16 protein-coding genes are annotated in these 12,945 nt (G+C 68.2%); 2 read left to right on the top strand and 14 right to left on the bottom strand.

Translation table 11 applies throughout. The features are described 5' to 3' along the window. Positions 1-7: 7 nt before the first annotated feature. From AB4Z10_RS01605 to AB4Z10_RS01665, 13 genes are all read right to left on the bottom strand, one after another. Positions 8-676: a response regulator transcription factor gene (locus AB4Z10_RS01605; RefSeq protein ID WP_441468607.1), complete on the bottom strand. Its 669-nt coding sequence runs from the start codon at positions 674-676 to the stop codon at positions 8-10. Between the two features lie 39 nt (positions 677-715). Then, on the bottom strand, positions 716-1,039 hold the full coding sequence (locus AB4Z10_RS01610; protein ID WP_441468608.1) for a PepSY domain-containing protein: 324 nt from the start codon (positions 1,037-1,039) through the stop codon (positions 716-718). A gap of 63 nt (positions 1,040-1,102) precedes the next feature. Further along, on the bottom strand, positions 1,103-5,020 hold the full coding sequence (locus AB4Z10_RS01615; protein ID WP_441468609.1) for a baseplate multidomain protein megatron: 3,918 nt from the start codon (positions 5,018-5,020) through the stop codon (positions 1,103-1,105). Then, the gene (locus AB4Z10_RS01620) at positions 5,020-5,451 is read right to left on the bottom strand and encodes an NlpC/P60 family protein (RefSeq protein ID WP_441468610.1); all 432 of its coding nucleotides are present in this window, start codon (positions 5,449-5,451) and stop codon (positions 5,020-5,022) included. The genes AB4Z10_RS01615 and AB4Z10_RS01620 overlap by 1 nt, the downstream gene beginning before the upstream one ends. Beyond that, the gene (locus tag AB4Z10_RS01625) at positions 5,448-6,329 is read right to left on the bottom strand and encodes a DUF2163 domain-containing protein (protein WP_441468611.1); all 882 of its coding nucleotides are present in this window, start codon (positions 6,327-6,329) and stop codon (positions 5,448-5,450) included. The genes AB4Z10_RS01620 and AB4Z10_RS01625 overlap by 4 nt, the downstream gene beginning before the upstream one ends. A 9-nt stretch (positions 6,330-6,338) precedes the next feature. Next, positions 6,339-6,980: a phage distal tail protein, Rcc01695 family gene (locus tag AB4Z10_RS01630; RefSeq protein WP_441468612.1), complete on the bottom strand. Its 642-nt coding sequence runs from the start codon at positions 6,978-6,980 to the stop codon at positions 6,339-6,341. A gap of 9 nt (positions 6,981-6,989) precedes the next feature. Next, a complete protein-coding gene (locus tag AB4Z10_RS01635) occupies positions 6,990-7,583 on the bottom strand; it encodes a phage tail tape measure protein (protein ID WP_441468613.1) in 594 nt (197 codons plus the stop codon). Positions 7,584-7,619: 36 nt separating this feature from the next. Further along, positions 7,620-7,817, bottom strand: a complete 198-nt coding sequence (locus tag AB4Z10_RS01640) for a rcc01693 family protein (protein WP_441468614.1) — start codon at positions 7,815-7,817, stop codon at positions 7,620-7,622. Continuing rightward, positions 7,814-8,158 (bottom strand): gene transfer agent family protein, encoded by a 345-nt coding sequence (locus AB4Z10_RS01645; protein WP_441468615.1) that lies wholly within the window; start codon positions 8,156-8,158, stop codon positions 7,814-7,816. The genes AB4Z10_RS01640 and AB4Z10_RS01645 overlap by 4 nt, the downstream gene beginning before the upstream one ends. A 10-nt stretch (positions 8,159-8,168) precedes the next feature. Then, a complete protein-coding gene (locus AB4Z10_RS01650; protein ID WP_441468616.1) occupies positions 8,169-8,579 on the bottom strand; it encodes a phage major tail protein, TP901-1 family in 411 nt (136 codons plus the stop codon). 19 nt (positions 8,580-8,598) lie between these two features. Then, the gene (locus AB4Z10_RS01655; RefSeq protein ID WP_441468617.1) at positions 8,599-9,009 is read right to left on the bottom strand and encodes a DUF3168 domain-containing protein; all 411 of its coding nucleotides are present in this window, start codon (positions 9,007-9,009) and stop codon (positions 8,599-8,601) included. Next, complete coding sequence (locus AB4Z10_RS01660; protein WP_441468618.1) at positions 9,006-9,344, bottom strand: phage head closure protein; 339 nt, start codon at positions 9,342-9,344, stop codon at positions 9,006-9,008. Before AB4Z10_RS01660 ends, AB4Z10_RS01655 begins: the two co-directional genes overlap by 4 nt. 2 nt (positions 9,345-9,346) lie before the next feature. Then, positions 9,347-9,916 carry a head-tail connector protein gene (locus AB4Z10_RS01665; RefSeq protein ID WP_441468619.1) on the bottom strand — a complete coding sequence of 190 codons (570 nt, stop codon included), beginning with the start codon at positions 9,914-9,916 and terminating at the stop codon, positions 9,347-9,349. 83 nt (positions 9,917-9,999) lie between these two features. Between AB4Z10_RS01665 and AB4Z10_RS01670 the strand changes: the two genes are divergently transcribed. Together AB4Z10_RS01670 and AB4Z10_RS01675 are read left to right on the top strand one after the other, a co-directional pair. Beyond that, positions 10,000-10,776, top strand: a complete 777-nt coding sequence (locus tag AB4Z10_RS01670) for a S1 family peptidase (protein WP_441468620.1) — start codon at positions 10,000-10,002, stop codon at positions 10,774-10,776. A gap of 59 nt (positions 10,777-10,835) precedes the next feature. Continuing rightward, the gene (locus tag AB4Z10_RS01675) at positions 10,836-11,681 is read left to right on the top strand and encodes a S1 family peptidase (RefSeq protein WP_441468621.1); all 846 of its coding nucleotides are present in this window, start codon (positions 10,836-10,838) and stop codon (positions 11,679-11,681) included. Between the two features lie 6 nt (positions 11,682-11,687). On the opposite strand, the gene AB4Z10_RS01680 is transcribed toward AB4Z10_RS01675, so the two are convergent. Then, positions 11,688-12,935: a phage major capsid protein gene (locus tag AB4Z10_RS01680; RefSeq protein WP_441468622.1), complete on the bottom strand. Its 1,248-nt coding sequence runs from the start codon at positions 12,933-12,935 to the stop codon at positions 11,688-11,690. Positions 12,936-12,945 lie beyond the last annotated feature (10 nt).

Below are 12,945 nucleotides of genomic sequence, written 5' to 3' on the forward strand. Positions count from 1 at the left end.
CCCGCGATCAGACCTTTTCCGGAGCAGCGGCGATGTAGCCGAGGCCCCGGACGGTCTCGATGACGTCGACCCCGAGCTTCTTGCGCAAGCGGCCGACAAAAACCTCGATCGTGTTGGAATCGCGATCGAAATCCTGGTCGTAGAGGTGCTCGACCAATTCGGTGCGCGAAACGACCCGCCCCTGATGGTGCATCAGGTAGGAGAGCAGCCGATACTCGTGCGAGGTCAGCTTCACCGGGTTGCCATCGACCACCACGCGGCTTGCCCGCGTATCGAGCCGAACCGGTCCGCAGACGAGTTCCGATGTGGCATGGCCGGCCGCGCGGCGCAGCAAGGCGCGGACGCGTGCCAGAAGCTCCTCGACATGGAACGGCTTGACGACATAGTCGTCCGCGCCGGCATCGAAGCCCCCAACCTTGTCGCTCCAGCGGTCGCGCGCCGTCAGGATCAGCACCGGCATGGTCTTGCCAGCCCGGCGCCAGCCCTGCAGCACCGCGACACCATCGACCTTCGGCAGGCCGAGATCGAGAATGACGGCGTCATAGGGCTCGGTCTCGCCGAGATAGAGCCCCTCCTCGCCGTCGAAAGCCTTGTCGACGGCGTAGCCGGCGTTCTCCAGAGCGGTCACGATCTGGCGGTTGAGGTCCTTGTCGTCCTCGACGACGAGCAGTCTCACGGTGGGTTCGCTCCAGTTTGTGCAGATGCCGGCAAGCAGTCAGCGGATGGTGGCAATCTTGCCGGATTGTCCTTCCAGCGTCACGCGTGCAACGCGCCCGTCGCGTTTCAGCGTCGTGACGACATAGACGAAATCGTCGCCCTGCCGACAGAGCCTGATGCGGACAACTTCGCCTGGAGCCGCATGGCGGGCATGGCGCGAGGCTTCGGCCGGCTGCATCACCCGGCCGTCGGCAACAGCATCGCGCGTTTCATCCGAGGAAAGGCAGGACATCGGCGTCGCATCGTCGATGCGGATGATCGGCATCGGCGGCGAGGTCATGAGCGCGAAAGCGAGGATCGGTTCGACCGGCATCATCGACATGGGCTAATCCCATCCGCGTGAATGGGCCATGAATGCATCACCCCGACCACAACCTAGACTAAATCACGCGATGGCGATCCGTCCACGCCATTCGCGCCCTCGCCCCACGGTTGTGCTGAGCTGGGCCAAAGACAATGAAAGTTCCTCCTGCTGCGAACCGAAATGCGCGAGCTCCTGCGCAGCCGGATAGAGCCACTCGGGCGCATTCACGATTTCGGCATGGATGGGCAGCTCGCCGTCGAGAACGCGGATTTCGTAGCGCTCGCCCTCCTCGCCGATGGGAACCTCGGCCAGATCCCACGAATCACCGTCGCTGCGGGTCCGCCGCACCCAGCTCAGACGGATGCCGGCTCCCGAACGACGAGCCTTCGCCCGGACCGGGGACAGCGGCAGCAGCGCGTCGCTTCTCACCTCTGCCGTGACCTGCGTCATCGTCGGGTCGCCGACATCGTGGCGCGCCGGGCCAATGCGGTAGCGTTGCTGCTTGCCGATATCGGACAGATCCGTCGTCAGCGTCACAGCCGCCCCATCGAGAACGACGACACGGGCTCCGGGCGGCAGATGGCGAGAAGCAGCCGCTTCCGATCCAGCCATTCCGCGGACGAAACGCGAGAGGCGGAAGCGCTGCGGACCGATGAGATCGACCTGCGCCACCGTGACGATCTCGATCTCGCCGTCCTCGCCAATCAGAGCCAACGCGTTGGCGCCGGCGAGCGCTGCATCCGACGACACGGACGACATGACGCCGCCGCGCAACAGAACCTCGAGCGCGGCACGCCGATCGGTTCGCCAGAGCGGCCCTGGCGGGAGCTCGGTCAGCGTTTCGCCAATGATCGAGGGAGCCTCGACGAAGCCGCCGAGATCGAACAAGCCGGCCTCGTCGGCGCTCCAGATCGCCAGCGCCCCCGGCCAGGGCGATGCGAAAGCCGCGAGCGAGAGCAATGCCGGTGGCTGTGCCGCAACGATCGGCAAAGCGAGCGGAACCACAAGAGGCCGGCCGGGCAAGGCCGGCGGCGTCCGCGGAGGGCGAGGCCCGCCCTTCGCGCCTGCGCTCGCGTAGATCGCGGGTTCGACGGCACGCGCGCTGATCTGCCGGATCGTGCCATCGGCGATACGCGTGATCCGGAACAGGCGGCGGCCCGCATCGACCGGCACGGAGACGACGTCCCCCGGCTCCAGGTCGAGGCAACGCGGCGACAGCTCGCATTCCAGCGTCTCGCGCCCGGCCCAGGCCTCCTGCAGGCGCTGGTCGGCCAGGCGCTGGGCCTCGGCGGGGCGGGTTACGACGGCCGTCTCGACCGCAACCTCCCGTCGCGCCGCGCCAGCAAGGCGGCGTGAGCGGCTTCCGGCTTTGCGATAGTCGCTTTCGCTGTCGCTGAAGCCGAGGCGCAGCTCCAGCGGCAGCTCAGTCTCCTGGGTGCGGCGCAGCGTGAAGGGCTCTCCGTCGCGATCCGCAACGAAATCGTCATGGCCGAGCAGCCGCGAGACCTTGCCACCCCGCCCCTCGAAGCGCATGCGGCCCGCGCCCATCACCGCATCGAAACCGAAGGTCTGAGCGAGCGGTTCAAGCGCCTGGCGCGCGGAAAGCGGCCGGTCGAGCACATAGCCGTCCACGAAGCCGTCGACAGCCATGCCGTCTGTAGGCGGCAGGCCGAAATCGGCGAGCAGCCTGGTGATGAGACGATCGACGGGGGTACCTTCCAGGCGGCCGTTCAGCCAGTGCCCCGTCTCGAAATTGACGCCGTCCGCCCAGATGCCGCCAAGATCGGGAAATGCGGGAAACGGCCGGGCGTCCCAGTTCCAGACGACAATATGTGCCGGGTCGACCATGCGGATGCCGCTGACCGGATGAACCGGATTGCGCGCGGGATCGAAGCCGAGGCGGTCCGGATCGAAACCGGAGATGATCGCTTCCAGCCCGCGCGCCTGCACCAGATCGTCGCGCGCACCGCTGGAGAAGGGCGGGAAGCCGCCTTCGGCTGAACGGGTATCGGGAAAGACATTGGGCGCGTTGGCGCCCTTGTCCACCGCCGGGATGCCGATCTCGGTCAGCCAGATCGACTTCGCGCCCGGCACGAAAGGCGTGGCAGTGGTCTCGGCACCGCCCGAGCGCCGGATATGCGCGTTGTTCCACCAGCCATGGAGGTCCTTGGGCCGGAACAGCCAAGGCTTTCCGTAGGCACCGTCGGTGATGGGCAACCTCGCCTGCGCGGCGCGGCCATCTTCATCGGCATAGCACCAGTCGAAGGCTTCGCCCGCGGTCAGCCGGTCGCGGAGATAGGCGAGATCAGCAGGCCCGCGCGCAATGGCAGCATCGGCGTGTTCCCCGGAATCACGCCAGTCCGAGAGCGGCGGATAGTAGTCGATGCCAACAGCGGCGATCGCCGGCGAGGCCCAGAGCGGATCGAGCGGAAAGTCGACGTGCTGGCCGCCGTCACGGACATCGGCACCATATTCCGTCCAGTCGGCGGCATAGGTCAGGGTTGCCGTGGGCAGAATGGTCTTGACGTCCTCAGCGATCCCAACGAGGTGGTCGGCCATCGGATAGCCGGACGCGCCACGCAGATGCGTCAGCCCGACCAGTTCGGAACCGATCACGAAGCCTTCGACGCCACCTGCGGCCTGCGCCAGCATCGCGCAGTGCATGATCTGGCGGCGATACGACCACTCGTCGGGCTTGGCGCAGGCGATGACGCTGCCCGCGAGCGCCATGTCGGCTGGGCCGACCGTGCCGACGAATGCGGCGATCTGCGACGCAGCCGCGGCTGTGCCTTCCACGCTCCCCGGGCGGCCCTGCGCCGGATCACAGGTGATCCGTCCGCGCCAGGGGTAGCGCGGCTGGCTCCCCCCGCCTGACCAGGGATCCGACAGCACATTTCCCACGGGGACGTCCATCATCAGGAAGGGATAGAGGACGACTTCGAGCCCGTAATCGAAGCGCAGGCGCTGGATCAGAGCTATGATGCTCTCGTCGGAGGGAGTGCCGCCGAAAGCCGGGCGGCCGTCGATCTGGCTGACAGCGCGCGCCGAAGCGCGCGTCAGCCCCGCGACGGACCATTCGGCGCCGACTGTCGGCTTGTGCGGGATCTCGACGCGCGGCGCGACGCTGCAGGAACCGGCGCGCAGATCGTCGCCGAACCATGACACCACGAGCGAAACGGAGCGCAGGTTCGGGCAGAGCGCAAGGAGATGGCCGAGCGCGGTATCGACGTCCGACCCGCCATAGAGCTGGTGGCGTGTCAGCCCCTCGCTGACGCCCGGCTCGGGCTCGTGGCTGACAGGCCGCGTATCATAGACGAACTCGCCAGCTCCCGGGATCAGCGAGACGGCGCGGATCATGCCGCCCAACCCCTCGACAGCGCGGACAACCTCGAAATCGAACTGGGGCACGCGGTTGCCGTAATCCGCGAGCGGGAAACGCTCAAAGACGACATAGGCGAGGCCGCGATAGGCCGGGGCGTCGCCCGCCTCCTTCGCGGCGATGAGCGGATCGGGCTCTTGCGTTTCGTGCCCGTGATGGACGCGCATCGCGACGGTGCTGACGTCGAGCTCACGACCATCGACCCAGATGCGCCTGATGAAGGCGATCGCCCCCTCGCAAAGGCCGATCGCGAGGTTGGCGTGGTAGCTATAGGTCGTCTCATAGGTCTTTTTCGAGCGGCCGCCCTTGCCACCGCTCTTGCCGCGGTTGACCGAGACCGTGACCTCCTCCTCGAAGCGCGTCGCCCAGATGAGCTGGCCGCCGAGGCGTGCCCGGCCATAGACCCGCGGAATCGATGCCCCCTCGGTCGCAGCGAGCCCGTTCACCTCCTTCAGGCGCGGCCCTTCGACGACCTTGTTGCCGCCCGCGCTGCCGAGCCAGGCCTGATCGATCGTCGCGCCGGCAAGACCGCCGAGCGCCTGGCCTATCGCGCCGCCGAACGGTCCGCCCAGCGCGGTGCCGAGCGCCGCACCTGCGACCTGGAGGAGAAGCGTCGCCATCAGTCGGTCACTCCGGGGAAGGAAAAGGCATGGCTGAGATGGCGCCGCCACCAGGGCGTGAAGGCGACCTCGGCAACGGCCGCCCCGTCATGGGCATGGATGATGCGATCAGGCTCGCTCAGGATGGCGCAGTGCTTGGCCGGCAGATGCTCACGCCAGCGGAAGAGCAGCACGTCACCCCGTCGTTCGGCCGTGATCGCGACCGGCGCGAGATGGCGCAGTGCCGCGCTCGCCAGCGTCTCCTGCCGCAGGCTTTCGGCCCAGTACGGCGTGTAGGGCGGCGGCGCCTCGGGTTCATCGCCAAGCAGATCGCGCCAGATCCCTCGGACGAGGCCGAGACAATCGCAGCCGACGCCGCGCAGCGAGGCCTGATGGTGATAGGGCGTGCCAAGCCACAGACGCGCCGCCTCGACGATCTCGTCGCGCCTCATCGGAACAGGCTCCCGCCGTCGAGCGCTCCGTCTCCGGGGCGGACGCCGCCGATGATGAAATCCGTCGTCGGCATGTGCGGAAAGCCGCGGAAATTGACGCCGTTGCCGAATTTCGCCCGGCAGGTGGCGAAGCTCTTGTCGCAGCCCGGCGCGACGCTGAAATCGTCGCCGGCCAGGATCGCCGCGGCCGGTGCCTGCCAGAGCTGGAAGACAGCGCGATCACCCTCGATGCCGTGCCGCTTCACCTCCGTGGCGAAGCCGGCATTGGCTCCGCCGGTGAAGACGAGCCGCCCGCCGGTGAAATGGCCATCCGGGTAGGAAGCAAGCCCTTCGGCGGCGAGCGCCAGGCGGCCATCGCTCGCAGTGACTTCAGCAGAAACCGGCGCCAGTGCGACGCCGCAGCGCGCATCGCCGAGATCCGCCGAGCAGGAGCGAAGGTAAAGGCGCCCGCGCTCCTCATCGAAGGCCTTGGCGAAACCGCGCACCTCGGCCGTGAAGCTGTGCTCGCCGCGCCTGACTTCGCCGACGAAACCCTCCTCGAGCAGCAGCCTCTGCTCGGGCACGGCCCAATTGACCAGCCAGATGCGGACTCGCGCATCGTCATAGAGCCCCCGCGCAAGGTCGGCCTCGTTCAGGCCCGATGCCGCGAAGGCGCCGGCGACATCGCCGCCGCCGATGGCGAAGCCGAGCTCGGCCGTCGCCTCCGCGGCCTCCAGCCCGGTCGCCGCCGCATAGGTCAGACCGTCGAAGGCAAGCGCCCGGTCATGGTCGGTAAAGCCGAGTACGAGCCCGTCGCGGCGCGTCAGGCTCCAGCAGCGGCACAAGGTGGTTGCCCCGCTCTCGATATGGGCGGCCAGAGCGGCAGGGATATCGCGCATGGTGCAGCCTCAGGGCAGTATCTCGACGACGGGGATGCGCGGGATCTCGCCAGCCTCGAACGCCGAGAGATCGACGTCGATCGCATCGATGTCGAAGCGCACGGGCACGTCGAAGGCGAAGCCCGCCGTCACCGTCGCATCCGGTGGTGGGACCGAGCCCGGCACAAAGGTGACGCGCCCGGTGGCGGTGTCGCAGGCGAAGTTCGCCGTCGGCTGTTCGACGCCATCGAGCGCGATCCGGACGGTTCCTTCGCATGGCTTGGCGATGTCGCGACGATAGGCTGACGGGCCGGAGCCATAGGACTTGCAAAGCTGGAAGACGCTCGTGGCGCCATCTCCGACCCCGATGGCTTGATCCGTCGCGGCGGGCTCCCGCGAAGGCGACGAGCTCTTCCAGTCGAGCTGATCGCGCCAGCGGAAGCCATAAAGCCGGCCCCTCCGCTCCTCGAAGAAGCTGACGACGGCAGCCAGGGCGTCGAAGCTGCGCACACCGAGCCCGGCGTCATAGCGGCGTCGGGAATGAGCCCAGCGGCTGTTGCGCACTTCGCGGCCCGAGGCGAGCGTAACGATCTGCGTCTGACGTTCAGGCCCGCCCCGCGCGCCACGCGCCACATCTGTCGGGAAACGGACTTCGTGAAAATCGGTCATCACGCTCTCCGCTCAGAGCGCGCGGCTGCCGCGCGCGACGGCACGGGCGATCGCGGCCGAGACCTGCGCTTCCGAACGGCGGAAGCTCTCGGCGTCAGGCGTTGAGACCTGAACGACGACGTTGAGCGGGCGCGCCGAGCCGCCGGCCGCGGCACGCACGCCGAGCCGGCCGTCCGGGCCGCGCAACAAGGGCATGATGGCCTCGGCACCGCGCTCGCCCATCAGGCCGAGCCCGCGCCCCGTCGGGAAATAGGAAGGGGAGGCAACGATGCCGCCTTCCGCGAAAGCTTTGACGGGAACGCTCCCACCGGAAGAGCCAACGCCCCCGCTGAACAGGCCCGTAAGACTTTCCACACCCGTGCCGAGTAGTTTCGACAGGCCGGTCTGGAGGGGCTTCAGAGCCGTCTTGAGCAGGCTGTCGGTCATCGAACGGCCGACGCTGCGCAGCACGTCCTCGAAGCGCTTGCCCTCTACGACGCCACGAGAGAAGGCATTTACGATCGATTTACCAAAGCTTTCCGAAGACCTGTTCAGAGATTGAGTCAGCGTATCCATCGTCCGCAGATCGGACGGGCGGACGGAATCGGCGCCATCTTCGCTGGCCATGATCATCCTCTTCAGAAATTGATTCAGGACTTGCCGTCAGCTGTCTGGATAGGCAGCCATGAGTGCCGACAAAGCCGCGCGATCAGTGGCACTGGTCGCCACACCGCGATGCGCGTTCAGAGCGGCTGCGATCTCGCGCGGCGTCGCCGCCCAGAACTGGTCTGGCGGCCAGGCAAGTCGCCCGAGCCCGAAAGCCATGACGTCGTTCCAGGGAAAGGCCGCCGGCGGTTTCACCCCGCCGGCGGCTGCGGAGGGCGGCCGGCGTCCTCCTCCCCGAAAGTGGCTTCGAGCAGGGCGATCGCGGCCTTGATCGCTCCGCTCAGCCCGCCGTCGAAGGACAGGCCTGCCACGTCCTCGTCCCGGATTGCCCTGCCCGCTCCCCGCAAGCCGGCTGCGATGATGCGGATAATGTCGCGGGATGAGAGCCGGCCATCCACGAAGCGCTCACCGAGAGCCGGCAGGCTGTCGACTGCAAAGGCGTGCTCGAGCTCGGCGAGCGCACCCAACGTCAGCCTCATCGGTAGGGCATCCCCCGCAACCATGAGCGTCGTCTCGCCACGATGACGATTGACCATCGTCCCCTCCTCAGAGTGCCGTGAAGGCGAGCGAGCCGGCGGATTCCAGCGAGAGATCAAACGTGACCTCTCCGGCGTGGTCGCCGCGATATTCGAGGCTCGTCAGCTGAAAGGGACCTCCGATCGTGCCGAAATCCGGCACGACGACTTGCCAGTCCCGGATGACGCCGTCGAAAAAGCTCTGCCGGACGAGGGCATCCGAGGCCTCGTCCTTGAAGATGCCGGAACCGCTGATGCTGGCACGGCGCACTCCCGCCCCCGCCAGCAATTCGCGCCAGCGCCCAGCCGATTCCGAATGAGTCACGTCGACGGTCTCGGCGTTGAACGCGATCTGCCTCGCCCTCAACCCCGCCACAGTGACGAAAGCGCCGGCGCCATCCGCCGCCTTCAGCAGCAGGTCCTTGCCTTTCTGTGCCGCCATGCGGCTTCTCCTTCCGATGTCAGAGTGTTTCGGTGACCGCGCGGAAGCGGATCGTCACATGGCCGAGCCCGCTGCGCGGTTCGCGGGCGAGCCGGCTCGACAGCCAACCCAGATTGACGAGAGAGTGCCCTTCCAGAGCGAGCTCGGCGTCGTCGAGCCCACCGACGATCAGCCCTGCCGCTTCCAAGGCCTGCCGCGAGGAAGCGCTCTGCGCCGCCCACACGACGAGTGCGAGTTCCTGCTCGCAGCCGCGCTCGCTGCCGGTGGACCAGTTGCGGGCCTCGACATCGCCATGGACGACATAGAGACCGCGCGTCGCGCGCGGCGCCTCATCATGGATGCGCCCGGGACCGATCAGCGCCGTCAGCGCCGCATCGGCCGTCAAGCGAGCCTGAATCGCCGCCCGCAGAGCCAGGACCGCGTCGCTCATGGCTTCACCTCCTCCACGAGGCAGATGAGGCGCCGACGCGAACCGTCGGGATCGGAAACGGTTCGAATGTCGAAGATCCGGTCGCCGTCCCGCAGCCGCTTGCCCGCATCGAGATCGCCGCGCCAGCGCAGCGTCACGCGGTGGGTCGCAACCTGCTCCGGGCGCCCCTGGCGCCACTGCTCGGTGCCCGAGAGCCATTCGACCTGCGCCCAGAAGGCGGCGACCGCCTCGAAGACTTGGGTTGATCCTCCCAGCTCATCCGGCGTGGAGGCCGGCGCCTCCAGAATAAGCCGACGCCTCAGCCGGCCGATCGCAGCTCGAACAGCATTCGCCATGTTCAGAGCCTTCCACGGCGGAATGGGGCCACCAGCGCGGCGATCGTGCTCGGCAATGCCTGGGCGTCCCGGCTGGCAACGTCGCCCCGCTCCTCGAACCAGCGGGCGGCCAACCTCAGCACCGCCTGGCGCAGCGGGGCGGGAACGGCGGCGGCCGTCGCCCCGTAGCCGGCAACGATGTCGATCTCGATCGCGCCGTGATTGCGGCCGATCTCCGGCAGTTCCCCGGTCGCGCGGATCAGCGGAGGGTCGGCATTTCTGTCCAGGGTGAGCGCCGCCTCGGAGACCGGTTGCGGGGCCCCGAGCACATCGTAGACCCGTGCCGCCTCGATCCGGGCGATCGGTGACAGCGGCAGCCTGATCTCGCCATTGCCGGGCCAGCGATCGAGAACGATGCGCCAGGGCTGCTCGATCAAGCAACGGCCCGCCGCCGCCTCGATCATCAGCCGTGCGGCCGTGATCAGTGTAGCGAGCAGATCATCCTCGTTGCTATGGTCCAGGCGCAGGAAGAGCCGGGTCTCGTTGAGCGTGACCGGTTCCGCCGTCGGCGGAGCCAGGGCGAGCGGCGTCATGTTCATCCCCTTCATAGGATCGTCTGGACGGTTCAATTGCGGAGCGCGGCGCGCTATCAGCGTTCCGTCGGAAAGGAGCACTCATGCGCATCGCGAATTGGATCGTCGCCGCCTTGCTCGGCAGCGCGGTCTGCGGGCTCGGCCCCCTGCCCGCGCAGGCCGTGGTCGGCGGCCGCGAAGGCGGACCAGCCGCCGACTCGACCTTGATGGTCCTCAACGCCCGCGGCGGTGTGTGCAGCGGGATCGTGCTATCGGCGCGCGCCATTCTCACGGCCGCTCATTGCGCCGCCGGTGGAACGGAACTACGCATTCATTGGCGCGAGGCGGGAGAGCCCGTTCTGATCGCGCCTGCGACAGTCAGCTTGCATCCCGAGTTCGATGCCGGTGCGATCCGCAGCCGGCGGCGCTCGATCGACCTCGCTCTCATCCGGCTGGCCGAGCCTCTGCCGGCGCGTTTCGCCCCGGCGGAGCTGATCGACGGGCCGCTGCCTCCAGCGGGAAGCTCCGTGACGCTCGCCGGTTACGGGGTCGCCCGCGAAGGCGAGGCCCGCAGCACGGGTACATACCGATCCGCCACGCTGGCAGCCATCGAGCCCTATGGCCCGAGCCGCATCCTGCTCTGGGCGGCGGATCCGGCCGGTGCCGGCAAGCAGCCGGGCGCCAGCGCCTGCCAGGGTGATTCCGGCGGACCGATCTTTGCCGATGGCGGCATCAGCGCCGTGACCAGCTGGTCCACCGGTCCGAAAGGCCGCAATTGCGGGCTCCTCACCCAGGGCATCCTGGTCGCGCCGCAGCGGCACTGGATCGACGCGACACTGTCCCGATGGGGAGAAGCGGCACGCTGGTCGAGGGGCCGGTGAAAACGCTGGACTGCGCCGCGCCACCTCCTAGATTGATCAGCCGTCCACTGGTTCACGTCATGATCCTGCGCTCGCTTGCCGCTCTCGCGTTTTCCCTTCTGGCTGCCGCAACGGCGCAGCCCGCCCTGGCTGTCGTCGGAGGCACCGACTCGCGCGATGCCCATGGCGCCCGCGCCTGGACCGTGCGGGTCGAGACCAGCCGCGGCGAGCTCTGCTCGGGCGCTGTAATCGCGCCTGAGATCGTGCTGACGGCCGCGCACTGCCTGATGGGCGGTGGCTCGATCAGCGTCGTCAGCCTCGATCCCCGTTTCCGGGCGCGGCGGCAGCTGGTCGTTGCCGTCCTGCCGCATCCGAGCTTCGTGCCCGGCACCACGCCGCGCACGCAGCCCGGCACCGACCTCGCCCTGCTGCGACTGGCACAGCCGCTGCCGCAGGACATTGAGCCGCTCACACTGGGCGGCGGCCTATGGCAGGGCGAAACCGTCACCATGGCGGGCTTCGGCCTCTCGGCCGAGAACAACAAGCGCACCGCCCRTCGCCTGCGCGAAACGCCGCTGCTCAACGCCGGCAACTATACGACCCAGAACACGGTCAAGGTCGCGGTGGATGTCGAGGCGCGCGGCGAAGCGCCGGGCGCCGGCGCCTGCCGCGGCGATTCCGGCGGCCCGGTGCTGCGCGGCTCGACGCAGTCGCGGGACCTCGTGGGAATCGTGAGCTGGTCGAGCGGACCGCTCAACACGCGCGCCCGGCGCATTTGCGGCGGCTTCACCGCCATCACGCCGATCAGCGATTACCGCGGCTGGATCTCCGAGGGTAGCGCGCGGCTGCTTTCATTCGGCGGCGAAGCGCAACCGAACGAAGCGGCCCAGCCGCGCGCTGCCTTCAGCTGGTGGTTTTCGCACTGAGCAACTTCAGACCGCGAATTTCAGCCCCTTGATCGCCGCAAAGTCCTGGACGCCGCCGCCGACGCGCTTAGTCGTATAGAACAGCACATAGGGCTTGGCGGAGTACGGGTCGCGCAGGATGCGCACGCCCGCCCGGTCGACGACGAGGTAGCCGCGCCGGAAATCGCCGAAGGCGATCGAGACCGCGTTGTTGGCGATATTCGGCATGTCCTCGGCCTCGACCAGCGGGAAGCCGAGCAAGGTCGCCGGCRCACCGGCGGAAGCCGGCGGCTGCCAGAGATAATTCCCGGTGGAGTCCTTGAACTTGCGGACCGCGGCCTGCGTCTTGCGGTTCATGACGAAGGAAGCGTTCTGGCGATAGCCGGCCTTCAGCGCATAGACCAGGTCGACCAGCACGTCGGACGGGTTCGAGGCGGCGAAGGCGCCGGCCACACCGGTGTTGAGCACGCCGATATTGCCCCAGGCCCAGCTCGCATCGGCCACGCTCGGATAGGCGAGGAAACCCTTGGGCTTGTCGGTGCCGTCGCCATTGACGAAGGCTGCGCCCTCCTGCTCGGCGAAAGCGCTCTCGACCTCTTCGGCGATCCACTGGTCGACGTTGACGATGGCGTCGTCGAGCAGCGTCTGCGTCGCGGCCGGCATGGCGTAGAGTTCCATCGCCGGAAAGGAGAGCTCAGCCAGGGTGGGCGAGCCTGTCTGCGGGCGCGCCGCCGTCTCCGCTACCCAGCCGGAGGCCGGGCCAGTAGTGGAGAAGGCCTTCTTGTAGGTGCCCGACGAGATTGTCCGCACCGTCGCCAGCGAACGGATCGGCGAGGCGTTGGCCAGGCGGCGTAGGATCTCGCCCTCGACGGTCGAAGGAGCCAGGTAGCCGCCATCCGGGCCGGAGCCGGCGGAAAGGGCCTTGGCCTCCAGCCGCTTCAGCCCGCCGGCTTCGCCCGTGCGGACATAAGCCGCGAAGGCGGCCTTGTGCTCGGCGACGAGCGGGTCGCGGGCCGGACCGTCCTGTCCGAGGGACGGCCGGGCGCGCTCCAGCGTCAGCCGGTCGATGCGGCGCATGGTGTCGTCGAGCGCGGCATCGATGCGGGTGAGCTTCTCCTCGGTCAGCGGATCGGCGCCGTGGCGGGTTTCGATGCCGGCGAGGCGCTCGTCATTGGCGGCGCGATAGCTCTCCAGCGTGTAGCGCAGGTCCTCGAAGGCAAGCGCGAGATCCGCGCCGGCGGCCTTGGTCTCCGGAGCAGTGTCGAGATGGGTCATGGCTTCTCCT

Source organism: Allobosea sp. RAF48, from assembly GCF_052114025.1.
GTDB lineage: Bacteria > Pseudomonadota > Alphaproteobacteria > Rhizobiales > Beijerinckiaceae > Allobosea.

What these genes read in the sequence shown, in the direction of transcription:
- AB4Z10_RS01660 (WP_441468618.1), bottom strand. Translation starts at nt 9,344, where the DNA reads ATGGCGAATGCTGTTCGAGCTGCGATCGGCCGGCTGAGGCGTCGGCTT.
- AB4Z10_RS01635 (WP_441468613.1), bottom strand. Translation starts at nt 7,583, where the DNA reads ATGGCCAGCGAAGATGGCGCCGATTCCGTCCGCCCGTCCGATCTGCGG.
- AB4Z10_RS01665 (WP_441468619.1), bottom strand. Translation starts at nt 9,916, where the DNA reads ATGACGCCGCTCGCCCTGGCTCCGCCGACGGCGGAACCGGTCACGCTC.
- AB4Z10_RS01655 (WP_441468617.1), bottom strand. Translation starts at nt 9,009, where the DNA reads ATGAGCGACGCGGTCCTGGCTCTGCGGGCGGCGATTCAGGCTCGCTTG.
- AB4Z10_RS01670 (WP_441468620.1), top strand. Translation starts at nt 10,000, where the DNA reads ATGCGCATCGCGAATTGGATCGTCGCCGCCTTGCTCGGCAGCGCGGTC.
- AB4Z10_RS01620 (WP_441468610.1), bottom strand. Translation starts at nt 5,451, where the DNA reads ATGAGGCGCGACGAGATCGTCGAGGCGGCGCGTCTGTGGCTTGGCACG.
- AB4Z10_RS01625 (WP_441468611.1), bottom strand. Translation starts at nt 6,329, where the DNA reads ATGCGCGATATCCCTGCCGCTCTGGCCGCCCATATCGAGAGCGGGGCA.
- AB4Z10_RS01645 (WP_441468615.1), bottom strand. Translation starts at nt 8,158, where the DNA reads ATGGTCAATCGTCATCGTGGCGAGACGACGCTCATGGTTGCGGGGGAT.
- AB4Z10_RS01615 (WP_441468609.1), bottom strand. Translation starts at nt 5,020, where the DNA reads ATGGCGACGCTTCTCCTCCAGGTCGCAGGTGCGGCGCTCGGCACCGCG.
- AB4Z10_RS01650 (WP_441468616.1), bottom strand. Translation starts at nt 8,579, where the DNA reads ATGGCGGCACAGAAAGGCAAGGACCTGCTGCTGAAGGCGGCGGATGGC.
- AB4Z10_RS01610 (WP_441468608.1), bottom strand. Translation starts at nt 1,039, where the DNA reads ATGTCGATGATGCCGGTCGAACCGATCCTCGCTTTCGCGCTCATGACC.